This is a genomic window from Dehalococcoidia bacterium (assembly GCA_041653995.1).
In the GTDB taxonomy this organism is placed as follows: domain Bacteria; phylum Chloroflexota; class Dehalococcoidia; order GIF9; family UBA5629; genus CAIMUM01.
Map to the genome: position 1 here is coordinate 191,242 of JBAZEK010000004.1, position 23,952 is coordinate 215,193.

The window sequence follows — 23,952 nt, forward strand, 5'->3', positions numbered from 1 at the left end:
GTAGCCTAACTTCAGATACGCCTGCCGGAGTCATCCGATTCCAGTACTTTTATCTGCCTCTGGATCTTATTGATCTCCTGCGCGAGCCAGATGATGTCGTTCCTGTAATTGGAATTGCCGTCGATGTGCTGCAGGAGCTCCCTCATCCTCTTTTCCAATGCCGCCGATTTGTCCCGCAGCGCTGCAATATCCAGCTCTTTTTGTTTGCGTAGTGAATTCCGATCAATCTCCGTCATGACATTAAACTTGTATGATAGTCATATTGATCTTGAAAAATTATACGCCGGTTCACGCCCATTTGTCGATAAACTCGCCTATCCCTATCTGTGTAGGGGCGTACCTTCAGGTGCGCCCGCATTGTTTGTCGATAAACTCGCCGATCCGCTTTACGGCACGGCGGCTCTCGGGCATAAAGCTGGCCGCGAACTGCCATACATGCTGCATCCTTGGCCACTCATCGAGTACTACATCGACACCCGCCTGCTTCGCGCGCTCTGCCAGGCGTGTCGAGTCCGCCAGCAGCACCTCGTCCAATCCTACCTGTACCAGCAGCGGAGGCAGCCCTTTCAGGTCGGCGTAGAGCGGTGATATCAGGGGAGTCTTCGCATCGAGCTCTCCCATGTACATCTTTGCGAATGCGTGTTCCTTATAATCGAAGATAATCAGATCGGCTTTGGCTTTGCTCTTCCATGTTTCCCCCGTGAACGCCAGGTCGGTCCAGGGTGAGAGGCAGACGCAGGCCGCAGGTGGGGGAACATTTTTATCCCGTAAGCTGATCAGTAGTGCGACAGCCAGGCCACCGCCCGCAGAATCGCCCGCTATGGCTATGTGTTTGGGCTCGATCCCATCCTTAATCAGCCATTTATAGGCGGCCACGGCGTCCTCGACCGCCGCCGGGTGTGGATGCTCCGGCGCCAGCCGGTAATCAAGTAGTATCGCACGGGCTTTGGAGGCGACAGCGATATTGGCGACCAGGGAGCGGTGCGAATTGCAGGAGCCGCATGTATAGGACCCGCCGTGAAGGTACAGGACCACCCTGCCTTCGGGTATGCCGGGTGGGATCAGCCATTCAGCCGGGACGCCGCCAGCGGAGGCTTTTTCGACAGCGACGCCTTTGGGCAGCTTGAACATAGCGCCCAGCTTATCTAATTCAATACGTTCTTTCTTTAAATCGGTCTCATTAGTCCTGGGTGCGAAAGCATGTTGAAGTCGAAAATATACTTCGAGTACCCTTGCCTGCAAGCTAAGCATAACCACTCATCTCCTTATCATGTTTGATCACAACGTCCCCTGCCATATCCAGTGCCTCACCTAATCAGTGCGGATTATATCATAGATGTATGTTGACAGCTTGCAGATCCGTAGGAGGGGATTTAGACTATTAACAAATGTTCAAGCACTTACTGCTGCTCAGCTCTCTGTTCCTTTTTATTACCGCAGCTGGATGCCAGGGTAGCGAAGGTAGGATTCAGGCATCCCTTGATAAAGAATTCTCGTTGTCCATAGGCCAGACCGCCGAAATAAAAAGCGAAGGGATTACCTTGCAGTTTGAGGGAATCCAGGAGGATAGTCGGTGTCCTGAAGGGGCGACCTGTTTCTGGGCGGGAAGAGTGATAGGCACCTTGCTGATTACCGATAATGGATTGACGTCAAGAATAATGCTGACCGAACCGCGCCCGACCGACCAGCCGGATGCAAATACTTATAAGCAGTATAGATTTGCCTCACAGGTACAACCATACCCGGAATTAGGTAAACAAATATCTAAGGATGACTACCGCCTGTTCTTAACCGTAAAAAAGATACCGTCTGGAATTTATTAAAAGTCTTTCGCCTTTTTAGTAATATATGCTTCGAGGGTCGGAAGAACAGTTTAGAAATCTACAGGGTAGCAGACATTGGGGATGAGTCTCGCAGAATTTGTGAATTTGTAGTTGAAAAATAGGGTGGTCTATAAAATAGAGTGGGGCCAATGTATAATAAACTATTCTATTTAAGGGGAGGGGGGCCAGTCATGGTTAAAACCATATTGGGTTGGGCATTGACGATTATTGGAATCCTTTTAGCTATGCTACCGACGATTTACATATTCACAGGAGGAAAACTTGATATAGTCACCTTATTTTTATGTAGTTTGTTTGCATGCGGATCGATCATTACTGGTACATGGTTGCTACGTTCTGCAAAAACACAAAGATGAACTTGCTCATCATTTATCCATTAGTCAGGTTGCATTCAGGGTTATACTATAGAAATGCGAAAATATATGATTAAAACACTCCTCAAGGAATTAAACCAAGGAGATAGTGCCAGGCGAAAGCGCGCAATAATGGCATTTTGGCAAATATTGTATGCAGTGCAATATGACTTAACAGCGATAAGTCCAGAGTTAATTGGTGCTATACCTCATCTTATCAATGCTTTCAAGTACGATGTGGAAATAAGGAGAGAAGCTGAGGATATATTAGTATGGTATGGAGCAGCTAGCTTACCTGCACTTATTAATACTGTAAAAGAAGGTGATAGACTCATATGTGGCAGCATTTTGACAACACTATGGCGAGAAAGTAAGAAAACAAAAAAATTAAAACCTCTCCTCATTCCATTTATACCAGATTTGCTTCCACTATTACAATCCGGGGATTACTATATTCGAGCTTACGTGGTTAGACTTTTGGGTGTAATTGGAGACAAATCTATTATTCCTGATCTGGAATTGCTTAATAGGCAAATCGAAGAGGAAATTGCTTTAATGGGGAGAGATATTCAATACTCGATAACCGAATACGCTTCAGGTTGGACTACAGATATCAAAGATTCAATAATGGCGGAAATAAAAGAGGCTGTACAAAAATTAACAAATACAAGTGAATAAATTTAAAGTGTAATGTGCAAGCCTTCGTCTGACCGGTTTTGGTCAAAGTATGCGTGATAACGGAGAGGATATCAATGACCAATGAGTTCTATTTCCATGAAATACGTAGCCTTAGAGAAGAATTGCACAACTTTAAAAGCTGTCAAATTACTTTTTTAACTTTCTCTGTAACTGCTACTGGAATACTACTTGGTTTGGGGACAATTCTTACATCACGTTCCTTATTAGGATTACTTTTTCTTTTCCCTCTGGTCTTTCTCTTGCCCGCATGGTGGATATTTTTTGATAAGGCAACAAGCATAACTCGCATTGTTGGATATTATAGAATTTTAGAAAACCTAATTCTTGGAAATTACGTAGCTGCTAATTTCTTGGGATGGGAAAACGGATTACGGGAGTTTAGAAAACGTCAAGAACATCATGAACTTATATGCACCAACATCACTGGTTGCCAGTGGTATCATCATAAGCCTTATATGTCATTTAACCTGCGAACAATCAATCCATTCTGGTGTATCTCTTATTCTGCGTTTCTTGCGATCTCAGGTCTGTGCGTAGTAGTTAGTCTTGTTATAGTACTAATGGATGGAAATTGGGCAATAATCCCTCTGGCAGCAATAGCCGTCGTACTACTGCTAATTTCAGCGTATTGGAATGGATATACTGTGTTAAAGCTAACCTATGGGAAAAATCAATATAATTGCAACGAATGTTTTTGGAAAAAAATCCTTGAAATTAAATAAAATTCCATTTTTTCATTACAACAATGGGATCTATGATCTTTATCCTGTTGTTTATTTTATAAAATTCATGTCAACTGGCTGCAGCGGATAGAATTGAACCAGCAACTATTACCATAAAGTGTAGTTCCCCTCAATGTAATTATGGAGGTGCAGTATGAAAATCAGTGCCCGCAACGTATTAAAAGGCAAGGTCAAATCCATCAAGGCGGGATCGGTCAATGACGAGATAACCATGGTGCTCGCCGGCGGGGATGAGATAGTCGCCATCATCACCAGGACGTCCAGCAAGAATTTGAAGTTGGCTAAAAACAAGAAGGTCTACGCCATTATCAAGGCCAGCAGTGTCATGATCGGCACCGACTGAAACCTTGATTGACAGCGACGTTCACAGCTAATAGACTACGCCCGATATCAAATGAACAGCCGAGATAAAAGGCCGAACTTCTTCGTTCGCGAAATACCTTTTGTCGTGCTGCTTGTTTTCTGGGTGATCTACGCCGGTATCGAGATCATTCGCGACCGCTTCGACCTGCTCACCTCGGTTATCCCCACCGGGCTTTTCATCATCGCATACATCATCGTAAAACTGATATCGAAAGATCAGGCAGGGCAAAAGTAAATGGACACCTTCCTGGCCCTGGAGCTGATCGCGCTGGCACTCACGGGACTCCTGATCTGGCACAGCGCAAGCACGCGCGGCGCTGACTTTACCTGGATGTTCTTCCTGGGAGGCGCATCCCTGGGACTGATCCGCGAGAATGTGGTCGCACAGGTTGCGGCCCTCAACCTATACTCCTACAATCCGGCCACCTTCCACCTCTGGATAGGCGCCGCCCCCCTCATCCTCATGGTCTTCTGGTCGTACACTATCTACCTGGCTTTGACCTTCTCCGAGACCATTACCGGAGGCGACCTGATCGGAGGAAAACGCAGGCTATGGGTCATACTGCTGTCCATGGTATTCATGGCATCCTACTCCTGCCTCAACGAGGCCTTCGCCGGCATCTATCCCATGGTACTGTGGAAGTTCAAGCCGGCGCTCACCGTATGGGGAAGCACACCTGCCATGGTGCTGTGGGGCTACGCAGGCATGGCCCTGATCTTCCTGATCGCCCTGCTGCTGGTGTATAAACTGCGCATACGCACAATATACAGGGTGCTGATTTTCTGCGCCTCGATCATCGTGATGATCCCCCTCCACCTGCTCTGGATCGCCGTCTTCCGCCTGGCCACCTCGGCCATTGGCTGACCAAGTCTTCCGGGCAGCCCTTGACATGCGTATACAACGAGCATATATTAGTGTGCCATGCAGGATCAAGTCACGATCAGTTGTTGAGGGGCGAATTTCAGACTACTTGAAAATAATAGTGAAATCGTCCAATTTGTTGTAAAAAAAGACTAATTTGCTGACCGAAAATATTAGGCGGTAAAAGTTGTAGAGGGGAAATTTCGAACTACTCGTAAATAATAGTTAAATCGTCCAATTTGTAGTAAAAAAAGACATAAGAGGAGTAGCGCATGGCCAAACAGTATAGCCACGATGAAATCCTGTCATTTTGCGCCAGGCTGGAAAAGACCTACACACCGGCTGTTGCGGACACACTTGACGAAATGGGCTTTGAGCACCAGGTAATGGAGTCCGGATTCATTCCCATTATCCCGGATGCCGTGGTGGCAGGTCCGGCTTTTACTATCGAGGTGGCCGGTACCAGGAAGTCGACCAGGATGGCTGATTATGATCCCAATTTTGTAGCTCAGGTCTTAACATCCGTATTCGGCAGCATGCAGAAGGGCCAGGTAATCGCTATCGATGCCAACGGTTTCCAGGGCGCAGCTGCATTCGGAGAGCTGATGTCGGCCACCTCAAAGTTCATAGGCGGTGTCAGGGCAGCGGTTGTCGACGGACCGATACGCGATATAAGCCGCATACTCGAGATCGAATTCCCCGTATGGGCCAGGGGCAACCTGCCCTCCGACTCCATAGGCAGGATGGATTTGATCGGTGTAGGCGATCCGGTTTTTTGCGGAAAGGTACGCGTTAATCCCGGCGATATCATCTTCGCAGACCGTGATGGAGCTGTCGTTATACCCGTCACCGACCTGGACCTCGAGGAAGTGGTTGTTAAGGCCGAAGAGGTTGTTACAGCCGAACGAAGGTCCCGCCACGAGATCAGAAGCGGGACTTCATTGCTGGAAGTCTATAAAAAATACGGCAAGCTATAATAAGAATCAACAAACCGCTCATATCCTTCAGGATATGCGTGTACGGAGGAGGCCTGTATGGAAAATAACGCCTTAAGAATCAATCCCTCGGATAATGTCGTTGTGGCAATCCGTAATGTAAAAAAGGGAGATCACGTGGTTGTTAACGGGGAAACGTTGTTCAAGGCCGCACAGGACGTGGACTCGGGGCACAAAATAGCCCTCGATCCCATCAAGGCAGGATCGCAGGTAATCCGATACGGAGAGCCGATACTCAAGGCAACCTGCGATATCCAGCAGGGCGAATGGGTCCACTTGCATAATACACAACCCGAGGTATTGTACTCAGCGTCTTAGCGTGGTGGGCAGGCGCTATTTCTTTCAAGACTCATTAATCGAACGAGAGGTTAAGCTCATGGAATTTAATGGATATAAAAGGGAAACCGATGAATACGGCGTTCGCAACCATATACTGGTAACATCCTCCGTTTCATGTGCAAACGGCGTCGTGGCCGCACTCGGCAGGAAATTCCCGGATATTATCGCGGTTCAGAACGCCTATGGCTGCGGGACCGGACTGGAGGATGCCGCCACCGGGTGGTTGATTATTGCCGGACTCATGAAAAACCCTAACGTGGGCGCAGCCCTGATCATTGGCCTGGGTTGCGAACTGATCCAGCCGCAGCTCTTCGCCGATGCCGTCAAGGGCAAACCGGTTGAGGTGCTGAAAATACAGGGAGCGGGGAGCGCAGCTACAACTAAAAAAGCTATTGAAATAATAAAGAAATTCAAAAAACACCTGTCGTCGCAGAAAAGAGTGAGGGCCCCATTCAGTGAGTTGCTGATAGGCCTGGAGTGCGGCGGCTCCGATGCCCTGTCCGGGGTGACAGCCAATCCCGCAGTAGGGGTGGCGTCCGACCTGTTTATCAAGGAGGGCGCATCGGCTTTATTCGGCGAGATAACAGAGATGATCGGGACCGACCATATATTGAAAAAACGTTGCGTGAATCCTGAGCTGGGCGAAAAAGTGCAGAAACTGATCATAGACCACGAAAAGCTGATAAGGGAACTGGCGGGACCGCTGGCGGGGCTGACCATCTCGCCCGGCAATATGGAGGGCGGTCTATCTTCCATCGTAGAGAAATCCCTGGGATGCATAACTAAAGCCGGCTCAGCCCCGATCGTCGACTGCATCGGCTACGGCCTGAGACCGACCAAAAAGGGATTGATGATCATGGAGGGGCCCGGATACGATATCGAGAACATGGTCGGCATGGCGGCCTGCGGCGCGCAGATCATCATCTTCACCACAGGCAGAGGTACGCCGGCAGGCACCCCTGCAGTCCCCGTAATAAAGGTCTCCACCAACACCAAAACCTTCGTCGAAATGAAGGGCGATATCGATCTTAACGCGGGGACCATCGTAGACGCCGGCAAGACCGTTGAGGACGTGGGCGGCCGGATTTTCGACTTCACGCTCGCGGTTGCCAACGGAAAATTGACATGCGCGGAGATCAACAGGTCAGAGCCATTCAGCTACGCCAAGAATCACATGAGCGGCTGATCCTGCATTGATAAGAGGAGGCAGTACGATGACCAAACAATCGGAAATCGAAACGGCGCGCATGCTGGAGATGCTCGAGAACCTCAACGCGGACAAGTATCCGCTGAAAGAATACAAGTATATAGGCAAAAATATACCCAGGCGAATCGACGGCGTGGATAAGGCCTCCGGTTCGGCCGATTACACTATGGATATACAGGTCCCGGGCATGCTGCATATGCGCTTCCTGATGTCTCCCTTCCCCCATGCCAAAATACTCAAAATGGACGCCAGCAAGGCTGCGAAGCTGCCCGGCGTAAGGTACGTGCTGCGCTACGATGATCCGGAGGTGGTCAAGGGGGAAATCATGGGGAAAACGGCCGGATTTTTCGACTATGACAGACCCCTCTCCGGCGTGGCACATATGGAAGGGGAGCTGATCGGCGCCGCAGTGGCTGCCGATACCGAGGCCATCGCGGAGGAGGCCCTCTCGCTGATCGAGATCGAATGGGAGGAAAGACCCTTCAACCTGGACCCGGTGGCGGCCAGCGACCCGGCAGCGCCGCTCAGCTTTCCGGAGCGCTATATCGACGGTAACCACTGGAACAGGGGAGCTTACGATGAGCGTGTATACGGAGATGTTAAAAAGGGCTTCGCGGAGGCGGACAGGGTACTCGAATTTAAAGTCGTGAGGACTGCCAATACCTGGGTGGGACCTGAAAGGCCGTGCGGTGTGTGGAAATGGAACGGCGACTGCCCGGAGATATGGTTGAAACACCAGCGGGTGCACCTGCCCAAAAGACGTATCGGGGAGTGGTTCGGCGGTATACCCATGAATAAAATCCAGATCCATTCGCCCTACCAGGGGGCGAGCTTCGGGGGCTGGAGCCAGATCGACTGGAACCTCGGCCCCCTGTGGTGTGCGGCCTGCGTGTCGAAGCGGGTCAACAGGCCGGTTAAATATAGCTTTACCCGCCGTGAGGATTTCTACGGCGGCTCCCAGGACGAGGCAGTTTACTTCATCAAGGTGGGATTCAGAAACGACGGCGCCATCACAGCGGTCGACGCAACCACCTATCACGTCAATATGATCTGGCCGGTGATCTACCCGATCCTGCATCTGCATGAGCATACCGATATCCCGCACCTGAGGGGGCTGACCAGGTCTGTATGGGTCAACAAGGGGCATACGGTCCCCACGCGTTGCGAGTTGATACCGACGACCATGACCTTTACGCTGGTTTTAGACCGCGTCGCTGCAGAGCTGGATATGGACCCGATAGAGGTAGCGCTCAAAAACGAAGGGTGCATGGGGCACGACATGGACTGGGCCGATGAAGAGAAAAGGCGGCGCGGCTTTGAGGTACGCGACAGCCTGAAAGAGTGCCTGGAGAAGGGCAAGGCCGAGTTTAGATGGGACGAATCCCGGCATAAGCCCGGCACGCGTAAGCTCCCCAACGGAAGAATGCACGGCGTCGGATTCACCTGGGGACACCAGTGGGATGACTCGGGCGGCAGCAGCGAAGTCGTCATCCGCATCGAACGTACCGACGGCACAGCCTCGATCCTGGCCATGGGCGCAGACAACGGCGTCGACGCTGAGAATTCATATTGCCAGATCGCGGCGGAGGAACTGGGCCTGCGACTGGAGGATGTCCATTATAATCCTCACAGTTACCCCGGCTTTTACCGCATGACACCCGACTCCTCCACCAATATGACCGTCAACGGCTGGGCGGTAAGGCACGCAGCCAGAAGTTTGAAACAGAAGATACTCGAATCCGCCACCAGCCCATCGTCCGCCACCCAGAGAGGAAGCTTTCAACCGGCCTTTCCCAATACCAAACCCGAGGACCTGGATTTGAAAGATGGAATCATTTTCGTTAAATCCGATCCCACAAGGCAAATGCCCCTGGCCGACTTCGTCAGGCCGGCGGGTGAATGCGGCCCCTTCGCAGCAGAGGAGGTATTCGGCACAAGGGTCGGGTGGTCGGAACCATTCTTCTCCTGTGGTTACCACATGCAGTACGGCTGCTACAACCCCAACAACCCCAGGCCGCGGTTCTGCCGCCAGACCCATTTCATGGAGGTCGAGGTCGATATCGGGACCGGCGAGATCTTCGTCACCAGGATCGTCAACGTCAACGATGTCGGCAAGGCAATCAACCCCATGAGCTGCAACGGGCAGCAGTACGGAGGAAGCATCATGGGGGTGAGCCGGTCTATGCTGGAAGAGGTCGTGCACGACCCGGTCACCGGCGTGATGCTCAACGGGAACCTGCTCGATTACAAGATCGCCACGATGAAGGACATCGGACCGATCAGCACTATCCTTGTGGAGACGGGAATGGGCTACGGACCCTACGGGCTGATCGGCACGGGAGAGAACCTTGCCACCATAATGCCTGCACTGCTGGCGCCCGCCGTCTATAACGCTGTCGGTGTGTGGATCTATGATTTCCCCATTACTCCTGATAAAGTATTGAAGGCTCTGGGTAAGATATAGGAGAGGTATCCCTGATATGTTATTCTCATTGCTCCTCTTTATTATGAGTATTTCAATTGCCATAACCGCAAAAACCAACAGGTCCATCAGGGAGCTTGTCAGCATCCGCAACTCAACCTATGTGATTAAGACCAGGGACGGGAAAAGGGGCAGGCGTTACGTTTTCAAGAACGGGAAATACTCATCAGATAAAATGCTGAACGACTTCGATCTGGCGCTGGTGTTCGAAAATGCCGATATCGGATTCAAAACACTGGCGCTGGGCGGCGATACCGGGCTTCAGACGGCGATAAACAATTTCACTCTGAGGCTGGAAGGCGATCCGAAAATATTCAGCTGGTTCGGGATCATGATCGCTGTATCCATGGGGATGATGAAGCGCAAATAGCTATGGCTAATCAACTATATACTGTGTAGTGCCGTCCGGAACGATCGCGACTCTGGCCGCGCCACAGTAATCTTTCTTCAATATGTCCAGCGCTTCTTTCCACGTCTTTACCCACAGGGCGTCCGGTATGGCCAGCAGGTCCGCCATGGAATGCTCGAACTGCGGGCAAAGGACGATCATACGTTTAAGCCAGGGCAGCGTAAAGTCTAATTTCTGGAAGCGGCGGCCTTTCACCGTCTCGCCGAAGCTGCTTTGCAGGTAGTGCACCACCTGCCCGCTGGGGCAATCCATAATAAGCACGAAGTCTCCACCTTTTTCCATCAGCAGCGCAATCCCGTGAAGCAAGCCCAACACAGACTCATTGCCCTTGGCATATGTGTTCACGACAGCGATATCGGTGGCAGGCACCGCTTTGCAGGCATAGTGATGAGCCGCATATTTCACCGCTTCTTTAAACTCAGCATCAAGTTTGCCGCAAAAGATGGCGCAGGCCTTTGCCTCGCCATTCACGGCAAAATCTACCTTGAAGTCCAGTCCGGCCAGGTTAGCAGCCTCCATGAAGTCTTTAGCCAGAGGGTTTTTGTCGAAATGACCCAGACCCACGATATCCGCCTTACCCTCCTCCCAGGCCTTGCTCTCCAGACTGTGGTAATGCTCGATAGAATCTATGGCGGAAACGCCGGGCAGTATTATCTTGCCCCCGCCGCCGAATCCCGTGTTGGGATGAGCGACAACAGTCCCAATGCCAATTTTAAGGTCGCAGGCCATCACCTCGGAGTTGACGCTCAGCCTGGTGCCCTGCGTTGTTTCGCCCACATAAGTGCAATGCTCATAAATATTATGGTTATAGACGGGGAAACGATCGAGGATAGAGTCCCCCAGTTTCTTCCGGAAATCCTGGTAGGTATGCGCGCCGTGGCAGCCCAGCGCACAGACGAAGCATATCGATCTGTCCGGTATGCCGGCTTCCTTCAATTCCGCCAGTATATGCGGCAGGACGAGATAGACCGGCGTAGGGCGCGAAATGTCGTCAAATATGATGGCTACCTTATGCCTGCCTTTGGCCAGGACGCTCAAGCGTGGAGATCCTGCAGGCCTGGCGAAGGCGGCCTCTATTTGAGCGGAAGTTAATTCGGGAGTATCGTGACCGTTCATCAGGCAGTGTACGATTTCCCATCTGTCAGGAAAAGTGAGTTTCAACCTGGTGTCGCCAAACCACTTTTTATTTGGAACGGTTACGCTTTTTACCACCTGATACCTCCTGCCAACAATTTAGTCTTTTTTTACTATAAATTGGACGATTTTACTGTTATTTAAAAACCGCCCGAAATCCACCAAATTTTCTGATCGTGATTTGATCGTCGACCCCATTTGCATATCACACTAATATATGCCCGTTGCATTCGTATGTCAAGACTGTTTTTCAGAGATGACTCTTCATTTCTACATTGACATGCCTGCTGAACTTTTTATACTATTGCGATCAGCTTTGGCGGTTCGGGCAGGCGTCCTGATTAACATTGAGGGGGATCAAATGGATCAAGGGAAAGTTTCTCTGGGATTGAAGCTGGGATATGGTATTTGCGACCTCGGGGAGAACCTGTTTTTCACAGCCGTTGCCTTTGTGTTAATGAACTATCTGACCGATACCGTAGGACTCTCCGCGGCGCTTGCAGGCATTGCCCTCATGGTCGGACGTCTGTGGGACGCCTTTTTTGATCCTGTTATAGGCTATATTTCGGATAGGACCGTCACTAAGATGGGCCGGCGCAGGCCGTTCATGCTGGCAGGATCGATCCCCGTCTTTTTCGCAGTCATCATCATGTTTGTAAATCCGTCACTCCTCATGGGCACAGGCATCAGCCAGGCAACACTCTTTGTCTATACGCTGGTTGTCTACGTAATCCTGTGTACCGCTTACTCAACGGTTAATATCCCGTATATGTCGCTGGCGCCCGAGCTGACAGCCGACTATCATGAAAGGACTTCCATGATGGGTTACCGCTTTGGATTCGCCGCCCTGGGAACATTACTGGGAGCAGGCTTAGCCCTGCCCATCGTATCCCTCGCGCCCGATAAAAACCTGGGCTTCGTGCTGATGGGGACTGTATTCGCTACCGTTATGCTTGTGACGGTATTGATCACAATATTTACGGTAAAAGAGCCCGCCCACCTCAAACCGGCGAAATCTATGGGCTTTTTTAAGACTTATACCGAGGTATTCAAGAACAAGCCTTACCTGCTTATTCTGGCAGCCTACATATGCCACATTATAGCTCTTACTATTGCCAGCGCAATAGTAATTTACTACTTCAAATATATACTTCTGGATGAACCGGCCACTACATGGGCCATGCTCATACTGATTGCCACAGCACTGGTGTTTATCCCCGTCAGCGTCTTATTAAGCAAGCGGCTGGGTAAGAAAAGGGTTTACGGGGCAGGCTTTATCATCATGGCGATCATGCTTATGGCGCTCTTTTTCTTCGGGCAAACTCAAGGTGTGACATTCACCCTTATTGTCATGTTTCTGATGGGGATAGGTTTCGGTTTCACATATGCCATGCCCTTTGCAATAGTTGCCGATGCAATTGAATATGACTACCTGAGGACCGGAGAGCGACGTGAGGGGGCATTTTTCGGCGTATGGGCCTGGGGATTAAAAATCGGTCAGGCGCTGGCTATCTTTCTTATGGGCGTTACTCTTGAGGCCATGGGCTACATACCCAACATCATACCCCAGTCTGAGACATCACAGCTTGCCATAAGACTTTTCGCCGGTCCCATATCCGCTGCAATATTCCTCATCGCGGCTGTATTTCTCTATTTCTACCCCATAACTGAAGCGCGTTACAAAGAGATTTGTGCGCAGATTGCAGAAATGGAGATGAAGAAAGGTTCATAGCCACCTCCCGACCTGCCGCTTCCTTTATCAGCTGATACAGCTGCCGCTTAAATGGGAAATACACTGCCCGTCATGATAGAATGTCGCCATTGAGCGGCAGGGACAAAGAAATTGACACGAGAGAGAAACGGCGTCTACGTATGGGTCACCTGGCTCTCCAAACTGATGGCGGGAGAGACCACCTGCCACTGGTCGTCCTGGTTTAAAGCGCACCATACGGAATATAGCAAGGCGCCCGGCGATTTCCAGCTGGCCGTCTGGACGGCGGAGCATACCCGTCTCCTCGACGAGGTGGCGAAAGAACGGGAAAAACTGGGAGAAACGGTATACAGGGAGGGACAGAACAAGTTCCTGGCCAAGAGGCCGTCCGGGTTGTCCGTTGCCGGCACCCCCGACCTGATATCTATTGATTCGCAATCCGGACACTGCACGGTGTTCGATATCAAGACAGGCAATCCCAGGCAGAGCGATATCATCCAGGTAGCCCTCTATATGATGTTCCTGCCTTATGCTACCGGGCTCTACAGGGGTAAAAAGCTGGATGGATGCGTCGTATATAAGAACGGTCGCTCCGAGGTCCCGCACCATATCATAGACGACAAGTTCAAGAAAAATGTGACCTATTTTCTGAATATCCTTGAATCATCCACCCCGCCGTCAAGACTGCCTTCGCACACGGGATGTTCATGGTGCGACCTCACGACCGCCGATTGCCCCGAGAGAAGAGACAACGAGGAAAGCGACACCAACGAGCCGGCACAAGAATTCCCGCTTTAACATTTAATACAGGGGTAAACTTATATGAACCGCTGGCGGAACTTAATCGACAGGCCGGGCGCCATCGTCGCCGACGGCGCCATGGGCACCATGCTTCAGCAGGCAGGACTGAACCCCGGCGACCCGCCCATGCTCTGGAACGTGGACCATCCCGACCGCGTCCGCAAAGTGCACCTCGCCTACATGGAGGCCGGCGCCCGTATTCTGCTGACCAATACCTTTAACGGCACCCGCTTCCGCCTGTCCAAACACGGCCTGGAAGGGAGGGAAGACGAGCTGAACCGCGCCGGCGCCCGGATACTTCGCGCCGAGATCGATGATTTCCTCAAGAAAGCCGCGCCCGGGACTCCGGCGCCGGTTGTGGCAGGCGATATCGGCCCTACGGGCGAGATACTGGCCCCGCTGGGCAAATTGTACCCTGCTGATGCCGCCGACGCTTTCACACGGCAGGCCGCGGCCCTCATCGACGGTGGCGCTGACGTCATCTGGATCGAGACCATGGCCGACATGTCCGAGGTGCAGGCAGCTATAGAGGGCACGCGCAGGGCGTCGCCGGATATACCGATAATCGTTACCATGACCTTCGACACGCATGGACGTACCATGATGGGGGTGAAGCCGGAGGCGGCCGCAACCTCGTTGAGCGAATGGGGGGCGGCAGCCATGGGAGGCAACTGCGGCAACGGCCCGGATGAGATGCTGGCGGCCATTCAAAAGATGCATACCGCCGTGCCCGGCGCACTGCTGGTGGCCAAGTCAAACGCCGGCATGCCTGAATTTGTGGATGGTAAAACCGTGTACCGCGCTTCACCCGAAATGATGGCGCAGAGCGCTGTTCAAATGCGCGAGGCCGGCGCACGCATCATCGGCGGATGCTGCGGCACCACGCCGGAGCATATCGCCGCCATGGCGAGTGCGGTAAAAACATAATCGTCATTTTGTATCGTCATTGCGAGCGTAGCGAAGCAATCCTGGGCAGGGAAATATCACAACACAAGATTGCTTCGTCACTGCGTTCCTCGCAATGACAGTCTTAATTGCGTCGCAATGACCGGTGCACGTTAAAGCAGATCGAAGAACACCACGGGCTTGCGGCGCTCCACCAGCTTCTCTGCGTTGAAGGCGATACGCAGCAGCAAGTCCTCCTCCCACCAGCATCCCATGGCCTGCATCCCGATGGGCAAACCTATGCTATCATAGCCGGCCGGGAAGCTTATGGCAGGCAGTCCCGCCAGATTGCCGGGAAAGGCGTAACGCATGACCTCGGTGGTGCTGGTAAGGTCGGAATAACCGCCCTCGCCATCCTCGAGCGACACTTCGGGGGCGGTGATGCCCGTGGCAGGAGTGATGATAGCGTCCACGTCTTTGTAAACATCCTTGAACATATCGATCACGCGGGTGCGGATGCGCTGGGCCTTGATATAGTCGCCGGCGTTGAATTCCCGCCCCAGGGAGAGGCTGACGCGTACCTCGGCGCCGAAATCTTTGCGGTGGGCAGGGTAGTTGTTCATAGAACCTGCCATCTCGCTTAAAATGGTTATGACATGGGCGACTCGCATAGTATCCAGTCCCGGAACGATGATCTCGCTGACCTTGGCTCCGGCGCCGGCCAGCTTCTCCAGCAATATGTCGCAGGCACGCACCACCTCGGGCGATGCATGTTCGAACCAGGGCCTGTAAACGCCAAGTTTTACGCCCTTGAGGTCCCCCTTGTTCCACTGCTCAAGCATTACGGCGGGTTGGTGCAATGAGTTGGGCTCCCTGGCGTCCGGACCTGCCATGCAGGCATAACCCATGGCCGCATCCTCAACCGTGGCCGCGATCGGCCCCAGGTGAGCCACGCTCCAGCAGAGCGGCGCCGCGCCGAATTCACTGACACGTCCGAAGGTGGGCTTGAGACCTACCACACCGCAGTGCGAAGCCGGAACGCGTATGGACCCTCCGCCGTCTGCGCCCACCGCAAGCGGGCACAACCCGGCCGCGACTGCCGTGGCGGAGCCGCTGGAGCTGCCGCCCGTATCGTGCCTGGGATTGTACGGATTGCGCGTCGAGCCGAAGTTGACGTTAAGCCCATCGGTGCTGATGCCTATCTCGTGCATATTGGCCTTGCCCAGCAGCAGCGCACCGGCCGCCCTTAATCGGGCGACGGCCGTTGCGTCCTGCTTGGCCGGCGCCCTGCCGAAAAATTTAGTGCCCACGGTGGTGGGATATGGCACCATATCCACCTCATCCTTGACCGCCACCGGCACGCCGTCCAGCACACTGAGCGGTTTCTTGTCCTTCCAGCGCTCCGCCGATGCCCGCGCCTGCTGTATTACGTCTCCCTCGTTTACCGCGATGAATGGACGCAGCTTCAGGTTTCCTGCGTCGGCCTGCTTAATGGCATCCAGAGCCTTTTTAGCCACGTCCTCGGGATTGGCCTTGCCCTCTTTGTAGGCCCTGGCATAGTCCCTGGCGGTCCGGAATGGCGTGGCCGCCGCACTCCCCTCTATCTTATTCAACGCCTTGAGGTCAGGCCCTTCTTCAGCAGCAGCCTTCTTATCTGCAAAGAAAATAGGAAACACCGTCGGTGACTCCTCGGGCGACAAAGCGCGGAAATCCGTTATGCCGCCGCTTTTCAACATGGACGGCATGAGCAGTCCCCTCAGGAACCCTATCTCAAGCGCGCCGGCCATTAAAGACAGCCCTCCGCCGGTCAGCCTGGGCAATTTCACAGATTTCAGATCGTAGTTACTCGTCACGCTCATCTCAACCTCCTTAATTGCGGTCTGGGCGCAAGTATATATCTACAGTCAGGTTACATGCAAGAGGCCGGCAGGGCCTATTTGGAGCCGAATCTGATGACCTTTATAGATATATAGTATCGGCAGGATTATCCACGACTATGAACAGGAGGAGATATTCTTTTACATGCCGGGTTATCAGGAAGTTCTGTTTCACATGTTCATGTCCATTTTTACCAAGCCACGCGGCATAGTCCGGATTGCTCAGCAGATGTTTCAGCGCGTACGCTGCCCCGTCAACGCTATGGCAGAGCAGCCCCGTTACCTTGTTTCTTACCTGCTGGGGAATACCCCCCACGGCCGTCGCCACTACCGGTTTGCTTTTCCACAGAGCTTCGCTTATGGTCAGTCCAAAACCCTCTTTCAACGATTTCTGGAACACAACCGTGGCGGCCCTCTGCAGAGCGTTTATCTCAATGTCGGAGCCGGGAGGTATGGACAGTATCTTTATATCCGGGTCATTGCCGGCGTTTTCCATGACCTCTTCCAGCACCCGGGACGATTCCGGGTCGTCGGTGGCCGTTCCTCCCGCCAGAACCAGCTGGCAATCGATACCCTTCCTGACCATCCTGAATGCCTGGATAACTCCCAGCGGGTCTTTTAAATAATCGAAGCGGGATATCTGGACCACCATCGGCTTGCCGTTATCCAGGCCGTATTTATCCAGCACCGCCTGAATCTGAGATTGCGATATCTCCCTGTTTTTATCGCTCAAAGGATCGATTGAGGGTGAAATCATATATTGCCTGACGGGCAACTGCTGAGAAAAGTCGGGGGCCGAGAATACCGTAGCATCGTATCCCACCACGTATTTTCTTAAGAATTTCCACACCAGCTTATCCGGATGAGAAACATCGACATGGCAACGCCAGATCCATTTCCCGCCCAGGGACTTCTTTCTCTCGATGAGCATTATCGGTTGCGGGTCATGGATATAATATATATCCGCATCCCGATGTATGCCTTCATTGTTTCTACGGCTTGTCGCCATAAAGATATCCAGGTCGTCCGTGGTGATGTTTTCTTCCCTGCCGTGTAAAGCGTTGTGGAATTTCTTGGTAACATTGAAAAATGCATCGTCACCCTGGATCACATCCCAGCCGGCATCGACGCCCAACTGGTTTAAAAGCGGAACCATGCGCGTGAGAATCTCCGCTACACCACCTCCTGAAAACGTCGAATTGATGTTTAACACCTTCCTGCCCGCAAGGTGTGAACCCAAAATCTTCAGTTCATCGATTATATTTTTTCCAACTATCGGCTGGTATTCCTCCAACCTGGTTTTATACTGATTGATTACTGTGTCATTCATAGTATTCCTTACTTAATTCGTTTCTCGATGAGTTGGATGATTACTGACCTTAATCCCTCAATAGTCGTGGTGTACGGCACAAGATTGTCGATTTTATCAGCGAGATCAGCTTCATCAAACGAGTCCCTGATCCAAACAGAGAAGTCGTTGGAGCGCTTTTGCAGCCTCAACCGGGACTCGAACACGTGGTAGTAAAGGGAATCTATGGTGATCTTGCGCAGGACCTCGACGAACTCGCGCAGATCAGAGGCGAAGTACGGGGTGGGCGCAATGACGTTGACCGCTTTCACAAAATGAAAATCGCGCTCGGCCTGGGTGAACCGGATATCCGGGTTTTCAGCCATATACTGCTCGATAACCGAGATCAGGGCGGCCTTTAAAGAGCCCAGGCTGGTGTACTCAAAGGTGTCGATATTGGCGAGCTTCTCCGACAGCACAGGGTTGTCCAGGGCATCGCCGACCCACAGCGCGAAATCGTTTGCAGGCTCGGGCGTTAAATACTGATATTCCTCCAGGAAATGATGGGTATGGTAGTACACTATTGAATCCGGCGCAGCTTTAAGTATGTTTACAAGTGCTATTAAATTGGTCGCTTTCAGCCCGGTCAGCTCCTTGAGATGAAGCCGGGTGAAGAACTGAAATGGTTTCTCAGTTTTTTTAAGCGGGCGGCCGTAATTGACGATGGTTTCCCTGACCAGCTTGCTGTTTGGCACGACAATGGTATTTTGATCGGGTGTCCTCACTATTATGTTCCGCCAACCCATGTCGGTGACATAGCCCGCATCACCCGAGCCGATTTTAATGAAGTCGCCCTCCTTGACAAGACGGCTGGCTGAGATCTCGAATCCGGAGAAAATATTCAGTATCGCATCACGAGAGGCCACGATAATCACCAGCATGACTATGGCAATCAACAGTATCAAAGGGGTCAGCGGCCAACCCCAGTAGTCGAGCAATATCAATAATCCAACGATAATAAGCACCAAACGCACAGCGGTCATCCCATATTTTGCGGGCTTATTTATGTTTTTGAATTCGCCAAGGTAAATACTCAGCAGCCTCTCGCTGAGGATGATGAGCAGCCAGATTATGGAAATAATGAATACACTGGCAATGATCTTGATAATCAGAACCTTATTTTCATCCGATATGCTGGAGAACGCGATAGCAACGTACAGGCCGAGCAGAACGAACCAGAAGAAGAACGGTCCCCGGGTAGTCTGAATCAGCACATCCCGACCACCCCATCCCGATTTAGTTAACTGTCTGTCGAGATTAATATATACGACACGTCTCGCCCATAAGCCGATGATACAGAACGCCAGAAACAGCGCAAGCGGCACCACTACAAGCAACCAGTTTTGTTGAAACCATTCGATCATCTTTTTATCCTACGCAATCTTGAGTACTTCGGCAAGTAAGCTGCCCACCTCGGATGTATCGTTTAAATAATATGCGGCGGCGGACCTCTGCCTGCCGTCGCCGACAAATATCGATATCCCTCCTACATTGTTGACGGCCTGAAAAGCGTCCTCATCCGTTAAATCGTCCCCAACATACAGAGACAGGTATGCCCCGCGCACATTTCTCGGCAGGAACCTGTCCAGGATCATCTGTACAGCCTTGCCCTTGTTCCAGGATACGGCCGGCCTTACCTCATGCACTTTCTTCCCCGACGAAGTCCTGATCTTGCCTCCCTTTTTGCTCAAATTAACAGTACTGTTAAATATGTCGCCGACCTGCTGCACTTGCTCAGCATCAACCAGCCGGTAATGCACGCTGAGTGTCAGGCCTTTATCTTCCACGATTACACCTTTGATCCTTGCCGTAGCCTTTGCCAAAACAAGACCTATAACATGGATCGCCGATTTAATTTCATCGGTTAATGGATGGATGAACCTTACGCCGGGTCCCTCGATCTCCAGTCCGTGATTTCCGGCGAAAACCATATTATTTAATCCGACCATCTCCCGTATATCCGAGATCGCCCGGCCGCTTATGATCCCGACGGTTACACCCTGCCTATGAGTCAGTTTGTCAAGCATGACTTTAATATTGTCAGGCAGGTATGCAATCTCAGGCCGGTCAACTATCGGCGTCAATGTGCCGTCGTAGTCGAACAAAATCACCCTGTGTTTCGCGGCTTTCAATTGTTTCCAGATATTGTTCCAATCGTTGAAAAGATATTCCATCAATCCTGAGGCGATTTATTTAATATCTACCATGGCCGTGATAATATCGGCAGCCCATCTATAGATATTGTGTTCGTGAACTTTTTCGCGCAATCCAGCCATCCTCTTACGGCGCTGCTCTTCAGGCATCTCTATCGCTGCTCGAATGGTTTCCGCGATCTCTTCCGATGCAAACGGGTTAATCATCAGCGCATCCTCCAGTTCCCTGGATGCGCCGGTAAACCGGCTCAATATAAGGACACCATCCCCATCCACCCTGCTGGATACAAACTCCTTCGCGACCAGGTTCATACCGTCATGAAGGGAGCTGACAATACAAAAACGCGCCAGCCTGTTGAACGCCAACAACGTAACGGGCGATTTATGCTCTTTAATATATCTGATAGGCTGCCAGCCATCGGCCTGATGCCTGCTGTTGATATCGACGACCAGCCTGTCGATCTCGTTATTCAATTCCTCATATTTCTTGATTTTCGTGCGGCTGGGTTCGCCCAGCTGAAAAAAGACCAGTCTGTTTCTGAACTTGTATTGCGGATATTTTGTCAGCAGCGCATCAATAGCCTTCAGCCTCTCAGGAATGCCCTTGGTGTAATCGATCCTGTCCAGGCCGATACCGATTATCTCATCTGCAATGCCGTATTTATTTTTAATAGCCGCCATTTCCCTTTCAACCTCCGCTGCCTGGCTTCTTTCGGTTATAGAGTCAAAATCCACGCTGATGGGGAACGGCTTGACATATGTTGTGTGATTACCGTGGGTGACCGAGAACTTTTCATTATCGATCCTGCATTCCAACGCCCTGTCAACGGTCTCCAGAAAGTTATGGCGGTGGTAAGCGATATGAAAACCGAGCAGGTCATTGCCAAGCAGCCCGTAAAGTATCTCATTCTGCCAGGGACAGACCCTGAACGCCTCACGGTTAGGCCAGGGTATATGCCAGAATTGAGCTGTGATAGCACGTGGATTCTTGGCCTTGATCAGCCTGGATACCAGGGTCAAATGGTAATCCTGGATGAATACAAAAGCCTTGCGATGCCCTATTTCCTCCAGCACCGCATCGGCAAAAAGCCTGTTAACGTTTTTATACGTATACCAATCATCATCGTTAAACTTGGGACGCTGGAAAACGATGTGGCAGAGCGGCCACATGGCCTCATTGGAAAAACCAAGATAATATCGGTCCACTTCCTCGTCGGACAGCCATACACGCTTGAGCTTATAGCTGCCACTTTCAGGCGGTACGCGCACACAATTTCGGCCGTCTACGACTTCCCTGTCCGCGCTGCCGTTGCCATGTGCTACCCAGGTTCCACCACAGGCCTGCATGACAGGGTCAAGGGCAGTCGTCAGGCCGCTGGCCGGCACTATGCACTCGATTTTATCGCCGGTATACGTATGTATATAGGGTTCCCTATTTGAGACAACTACAAAAAGATAGCCCGCAAGTTTTTCTTTAACCAGCCTCTGTAAATCGACCTGCTTCAACATGAGACATCTCCTCTTCTAATTGATCTGCATGCTCATATCATCCACGTTTCCCGGCTGTCGCCGGAACGTTTCCTGTGAGCTTCAACCGTAACGCTTTGTCGTGGATAAATGTCGGAAGAGCTCCGGATGCACATTGCCAGCCAGCAGTACTGCCCTGTATGCCCGCTTTTTCTCCCTGAATGGGTTAAGGAACAATTACCTACTATTTTACAGTATTAAATATATTCCGGCCATATTCCCGCCCGGGAGCTACACGGCCGCCCGGGTTAATCAACAGCTTTAGGTTGTTTTCCCAGGTTGGAGAAAAACCGGTAATAGAAGTTTTTGAGTTTGGTTTTATCGATAAGGAAAACGAGCAGGGAGGTGATTATGATGCTGATCAATATTATTGCATAAGCGGTGTTCTGGATGATCTCTCCTCCCTCCATGCCCTGTTGAAAAGGGATGGAGGCGAGGACTGCAGCCGCCAGTCCCCGGGGAATAACAACCGCCAGCATCGATGCATCCGCCACCGGTGTGGATCTCAGTACGGTGAATTTCACAACCGGCAGGCGTATCATAAAAATGAGGACGGTCAGAATAAGTCCAACCACTATCAGCCACCAGTCTGCCAGTTGCAGGGAAATGCCGATGTACACGAAGAAAAACGTCTTCAGTATAAATACCAGCTCGGAGAAAAACGCTCTCTCGGAGATATTAAGGCCGCTAAAGTCGGTATTAAAACCGCTGTAAAGCTTGGGCAATCTCAATGCACTGATATTTCCCAGTGTAACGCCAAAGGCCAGAGCCGCTATCGCACCGCTGTAACCCAGCCATTCGGCGAGGCCGAAGATAACGAAAACAATGGCCGCGGTGGTGAACATTGAATTTTGCAGGCCACGCACTTTGTTGAATATATATGACCAGCCGAATGCGCTGACGGTGCCCATCATGGCAGCAAGTAAAAATGACGCAATCATCTTACCCATCGCAAGCCCGATATCAAACTGCGTTAAATCGCCCAGGTTGGAAATGTCAATAAAACTGAGGGCGGCTATCACACAAAATACATCTGTGACAGATGATTCCAATAGCAGCACGGCCTTTCCATCTTCCTGCATATTAAGTTGACCCAGCATGGGCGCAATAACAGCGGATGAAATTCCCCCCACCACCGACGCGAGAAGAAACGACTTGATAAATCCCAATCCCATGAGATAATAGGCGGCAACGCCAATCAGAACCACATTTAATATGAAGGTGACTGTAGTCAGTATTAATGTCTCTTTATAGGTTTTCCGCAAAGATGAAATGCTCAGTTCGGTCCCGGCTTGGAATAGTATCAAAACAAACGTGACTGCAGTGAAGATGGGACCGACAGTACCGAAACTCGTAGGTGTAGCTATACCTAAAAGGGGCCCCAGCACAAGGCCGATGACCACCAGGGGCAAAACATCCGGTATCCTGGTTTGCCTGAATATCGCCTCGAACAGGTGCGCGGCGAATATCAGTATGCCGACTAAGCCTATGACAAGCGCAGCATCATGCATTTTATGTTATACCCTTTGCCCTGATTCGCAATGCATTGAGAGAGCATCAACATAAATATTTTATACTAATCCTTTCCTCAGCGTTTTGAGAATTGCGTCGAATTTATCCTTGGGGTCGAAGCTGTAGTTGCTCAAGGTCCAGATATTCGAGAGACCCTGCACCACGCTGAATATCAATAGGGCGGTCGCATCCACATCGACGTCCCCGCGCAGTTTCCCGTTGCTAACCTCTTTCTGCAATATGATTTTTAGTTTTTCAATATACTTTTCAATAGCCGCATAAATACGCTTGTTTAATTTGCTATCGCCAAGGCTGATGATCTCAGCAATAACCTGGAATGATATGCCCCGGCGCATCTCGATAGACGAGAGATGGCGCATCAGAATCCTCTCAAGCACGTTACCTGATTGCTTGCTCCCCACGGTCAGGTCCGCTATGAGGCTGGTCTCTATATTCTCAACCAGCAAATACAGAATGTCCTTCTTGCTTTTGAAATAACGGTATATAGCCGCCTCGGAAAATCCGACCTCTTCGGCTATTTTCCTGACAGTCACATTTTCGCTGCCGACTTTGATAACCAGTATCCGTGCGGCGTTGACTATCTGCTCTTTGCGGGGAATATCTCCCTTCGATCTCCTTGCCATTTCAAACCTTGTCAAATAATACCACAATAAGTGCAGCTACGGCTTGCGCAGACGCCATGTTTGG

The 23,952-nt window shown here is 51.2% G+C and carries 24 protein-coding genes; 14 read left to right on the forward strand and 10 right to left on the reverse strand.

The window, feature by feature from the left end; all coding sequences use genetic code 11:
• Positions 1-11: 11 nt before the first annotated feature.
• Both WC359_11605 and WC359_11610 read right to left on the reverse strand, forming a co-directional pair.
• Entirely contained in the window at positions 12-236 is a 225-nt protein-coding gene (locus WC359_11605) for a hypothetical protein (protein ID MFA5401081.1), read from the reverse strand.
• 106 nt (positions 237-342) lie between these two features.
• Positions 343-1,251, reverse strand: coding sequence for an alpha/beta hydrolase (locus WC359_11610; GenBank protein MFA5401082.1), 909 nt, complete (start codon positions 1,249-1,251; stop codon positions 343-345).
• A gap of 137 nt (positions 1,252-1,388) precedes the next feature.
• Between WC359_11610 and WC359_11615 the strand changes: the two genes are divergently transcribed.
• The 11 genes from WC359_11615 (at position 1,389) to WC359_11665 (ending at position 10,257) form a co-directional block, all read left to right on the forward strand.
• The gene (locus WC359_11615; GenBank protein MFA5401083.1) at positions 1,389-1,823 is read left to right on the forward strand and encodes a hypothetical protein; all 435 of its coding nucleotides are present in this window, start codon (positions 1,389-1,391) and stop codon (positions 1,821-1,823) included.
• Between the two features lie 443 nt (positions 1,824-2,266).
• The gene (locus WC359_11620; GenBank protein ID MFA5401084.1) at positions 2,267-2,875 is read left to right on the forward strand and encodes a hypothetical protein; all 609 of its coding nucleotides are present in this window, start codon (positions 2,267-2,269) and stop codon (positions 2,873-2,875) included.
• A 74-nt stretch (positions 2,876-2,949) separates the two neighbouring features.
• Entirely contained in the window at positions 2,950-3,618 is a 669-nt protein-coding gene (locus WC359_11625; protein MFA5401085.1) for a hypothetical protein, read from the forward strand.
• A gap of 154 nt (positions 3,619-3,772) precedes the next feature.
• Positions 3,773-3,982: a TOBE domain-containing protein gene (locus WC359_11630; GenBank protein ID MFA5401086.1), complete on the forward strand. Its 210-nt coding sequence runs from the start codon at positions 3,773-3,775 to the stop codon at positions 3,980-3,982.
• A gap of 51 nt (positions 3,983-4,033) precedes the next feature.
• On the forward strand, positions 4,034-4,237 hold the full coding sequence (locus tag WC359_11635; GenBank protein MFA5401087.1) for a hypothetical protein: 204 nt from the start codon (positions 4,034-4,036) through the stop codon (positions 4,235-4,237).
• On the forward strand, positions 4,238-4,867 hold the full coding sequence (locus WC359_11640) for a hypothetical protein (protein ID MFA5401088.1): 630 nt from the start codon (positions 4,238-4,240) through the stop codon (positions 4,865-4,867). It begins immediately after the preceding gene.
• Between the two features lie 269 nt (positions 4,868-5,136).
• A complete protein-coding gene (locus tag WC359_11645) occupies positions 5,137-5,841 on the forward strand; it encodes an RraA family protein (GenBank protein ID MFA5401089.1) in 705 nt (234 codons plus the stop codon).
• A 57-nt stretch (positions 5,842-5,898) separates the two neighbouring features.
• Complete coding sequence (locus WC359_11650) at positions 5,899-6,177, forward strand: UxaA family hydrolase (protein ID MFA5401090.1); 279 nt, start codon at positions 5,899-5,901, stop codon at positions 6,175-6,177.
• Between the two features lie 58 nt (positions 6,178-6,235).
• On the forward strand, positions 6,236-7,384 hold the full coding sequence (locus tag WC359_11655; GenBank protein MFA5401091.1) for a UxaA family hydrolase: 1,149 nt from the start codon (positions 6,236-6,238) through the stop codon (positions 7,382-7,384).
• Positions 7,385-7,412: 28 nt separating this feature from the next.
• On the forward strand, positions 7,413-9,869 hold the full coding sequence (locus tag WC359_11660) for a xanthine dehydrogenase family protein molybdopterin-binding subunit (GenBank protein ID MFA5401092.1): 2,457 nt from the start codon (positions 7,413-7,415) through the stop codon (positions 9,867-9,869).
• Positions 9,870-9,885: 16 nt separating this feature from the next.
• Positions 9,886-10,257, forward strand: a complete 372-nt coding sequence (locus tag WC359_11665; protein MFA5401093.1) for a hypothetical protein — start codon at positions 9,886-9,888, stop codon at positions 10,255-10,257.
• 6 nt (positions 10,258-10,263) lie between these two features.
• Here the strand turns inward: WC359_11665 and WC359_11670 are convergent, their stop codons facing one another.
• On the reverse strand, positions 10,264-11,508 hold the full coding sequence (locus tag WC359_11670; GenBank protein ID MFA5401094.1) for a lactate racemase domain-containing protein: 1,245 nt from the start codon (positions 11,506-11,508) through the stop codon (positions 10,264-10,266).
• A 283-nt stretch (positions 11,509-11,791) separates the two neighbouring features.
• Here WC359_11670 and WC359_11675 point away from each other — a divergent pair, with 283 nt between their 5' ends.
• From WC359_11675 to WC359_11685, 3 genes are all read left to right on the forward strand, one after another.
• Complete coding sequence (locus WC359_11675) at positions 11,792-13,162, forward strand: glycoside-pentoside-hexuronide (GPH):cation symporter (protein ID MFA5401095.1); 1,371 nt, start codon at positions 11,792-11,794, stop codon at positions 13,160-13,162.
• 111 nt (positions 13,163-13,273) lie between these two features.
• Positions 13,274-13,939 carry a hypothetical protein gene (locus tag WC359_11680; protein MFA5401096.1) on the forward strand — a complete coding sequence of 222 codons (666 nt, stop codon included), beginning with the start codon at positions 13,274-13,276 and terminating at the stop codon, positions 13,937-13,939.
• Between the two features lie 24 nt (positions 13,940-13,963).
• The gene (locus tag WC359_11685; GenBank protein ID MFA5401097.1) at positions 13,964-14,869 is read left to right on the forward strand and encodes a homocysteine S-methyltransferase family protein; all 906 of its coding nucleotides are present in this window, start codon (positions 13,964-13,966) and stop codon (positions 14,867-14,869) included.
• A gap of 131 nt (positions 14,870-15,000) precedes the next feature.
• On the opposite strand, the gene WC359_11690 is transcribed toward WC359_11685, so the two are convergent.
• The 7 genes from WC359_11690 to WC359_11720 form a co-directional block, all read right to left on the reverse strand.
• On the reverse strand, positions 15,001-16,686 hold the full coding sequence (locus WC359_11690) for an amidase (GenBank protein ID MFA5401098.1): 1,686 nt from the start codon (positions 16,684-16,686) through the stop codon (positions 15,001-15,003).
• A gap of 100 nt (positions 16,687-16,786) precedes the next feature.
• Positions 16,787-18,034 (reverse strand): glycosyltransferase, encoded by a 1,248-nt coding sequence (locus WC359_11695; GenBank protein MFA5401099.1) that lies wholly within the window; start codon positions 18,032-18,034, stop codon positions 16,787-16,789.
• Positions 18,035-18,042: 8 nt separating this feature from the next.
• On the reverse strand, positions 18,043-19,416 hold the full coding sequence (locus WC359_11700; GenBank protein MFA5401100.1) for a DUF5752 family protein: 1,374 nt from the start codon (positions 19,414-19,416) through the stop codon (positions 18,043-18,045).
• A gap of 9 nt (positions 19,417-19,425) precedes the next feature.
• Positions 19,426-20,226, reverse strand: coding sequence for a trehalose-phosphatase (gene otsB, locus WC359_11705; protein ID MFA5401101.1), 801 nt, complete (start codon positions 20,224-20,226; stop codon positions 19,426-19,428).
• A 15-nt stretch (positions 20,227-20,241) separates the two neighbouring features.
• Positions 20,242-21,714 (reverse strand): trehalose-6-phosphate synthase, encoded by a 1,473-nt coding sequence (locus WC359_11710; protein ID MFA5401102.1) that lies wholly within the window; start codon positions 21,712-21,714, stop codon positions 20,242-20,244.
• Between the two features lie 266 nt (positions 21,715-21,980).
• Positions 21,981-23,243 (reverse strand): cation:proton antiporter, encoded by a 1,263-nt coding sequence (locus WC359_11715; protein MFA5401103.1) that lies wholly within the window; start codon positions 23,241-23,243, stop codon positions 21,981-21,983.
• A 60-nt stretch (positions 23,244-23,303) separates the two neighbouring features.
• Positions 23,304-23,888 (reverse strand): TetR/AcrR family transcriptional regulator, encoded by a 585-nt coding sequence (locus WC359_11720; protein ID MFA5401104.1) that lies wholly within the window; start codon positions 23,886-23,888, stop codon positions 23,304-23,306.
• Positions 23,889-23,952: the final 64 nt, after the last annotated feature.

Bases quoted from the DNA above. Each gene is read 5' to 3' on its own strand.
- WC359_11605 (MFA5401081.1), bottom strand. From the start codon at position 236: ATGACGGAGATTGATCGGAATTCACTACGCAAACAAAAAGAGCTGGAT.
- WC359_11610 (MFA5401082.1), bottom strand. From the start codon at position 1,251: ATGCTTAGCTTGCAGGCAAGGGTACTCGAAGTATATTTTCGACTTCAA.
- WC359_11615 (MFA5401083.1), top strand. From the start codon at position 1,389: ATGTTCAAGCACTTACTGCTGCTCAGCTCTCTGTTCCTTTTTATTACC.
- WC359_11620 (MFA5401084.1), top strand. From the start codon at position 2,267: ATGATTAAAACACTCCTCAAGGAATTAAACCAAGGAGATAGTGCCAGG.
- WC359_11625 (MFA5401085.1), top strand. From the start codon at position 2,950: ATGACCAATGAGTTCTATTTCCATGAAATACGTAGCCTTAGAGAAGAA.
- WC359_11630 (MFA5401086.1), top strand. From the start codon at position 3,773: ATGAAAATCAGTGCCCGCAACGTATTAAAAGGCAAGGTCAAATCCATC.
- WC359_11635 (MFA5401087.1), top strand. From the start codon at position 4,034: ATGAACAGCCGAGATAAAAGGCCGAACTTCTTCGTTCGCGAAATACCT.
- WC359_11640 (MFA5401088.1), top strand. From the start codon at position 4,238: ATGGACACCTTCCTGGCCCTGGAGCTGATCGCGCTGGCACTCACGGGA.
- WC359_11645 (MFA5401089.1), top strand. From the start codon at position 5,137: ATGGCCAAACAGTATAGCCACGATGAAATCCTGTCATTTTGCGCCAGG.
- WC359_11650 (MFA5401090.1), top strand. From the start codon at position 5,899: ATGGAAAATAACGCCTTAAGAATCAATCCCTCGGATAATGTCGTTGTG.
- WC359_11655 (MFA5401091.1), top strand. From the start codon at position 6,236: ATGGAATTTAATGGATATAAAAGGGAAACCGATGAATACGGCGTTCGC.
- WC359_11660 (MFA5401092.1), top strand. From the start codon at position 7,413: ATGACCAAACAATCGGAAATCGAAACGGCGCGCATGCTGGAGATGCTC.
- WC359_11665 (MFA5401093.1), top strand. From the start codon at position 9,886: ATGTTATTCTCATTGCTCCTCTTTATTATGAGTATTTCAATTGCCATA.
- WC359_11675 (MFA5401095.1), top strand. From the start codon at position 11,792: ATGGATCAAGGGAAAGTTTCTCTGGGATTGAAGCTGGGATATGGTATT.
- WC359_11685 (MFA5401097.1), top strand. From the start codon at position 13,964: ATGAACCGCTGGCGGAACTTAATCGACAGGCCGGGCGCCATCGTCGCC.
- WC359_11690 (MFA5401098.1), bottom strand. From the start codon at position 16,686: ATGAGCGTGACGAGTAACTACGATCTGAAATCTGTGAAATTGCCCAGG.
- WC359_11695 (MFA5401099.1), bottom strand. From the start codon at position 18,034: ATGAATGACACAGTAATCAATCAGTATAAAACCAGGTTGGAGGAATAC.
- WC359_11700 (MFA5401100.1), bottom strand. From the start codon at position 19,416: ATGATCGAATGGTTTCAACAAAACTGGTTGCTTGTAGTGGTGCCGCTT.
- otsB (MFA5401101.1), bottom strand. From the start codon at position 20,226: ATGGAATATCTTTTCAACGATTGGAACAATATCTGGAAACAATTGAAA.
- WC359_11710 (MFA5401102.1), bottom strand. From the start codon at position 21,714: ATGTTGAAGCAGGTCGATTTACAGAGGCTGGTTAAAGAAAAACTTGCG.
- WC359_11715 (MFA5401103.1), bottom strand. From the start codon at position 23,243: ATGCATGATGCTGCGCTTGTCATAGGCTTAGTCGGCATACTGATATTC.
- WC359_11720 (MFA5401104.1), bottom strand. From the start codon at position 23,888: ATGGCAAGGAGATCGAAGGGAGATATTCCCCGCAAAGAGCAGATAGTC.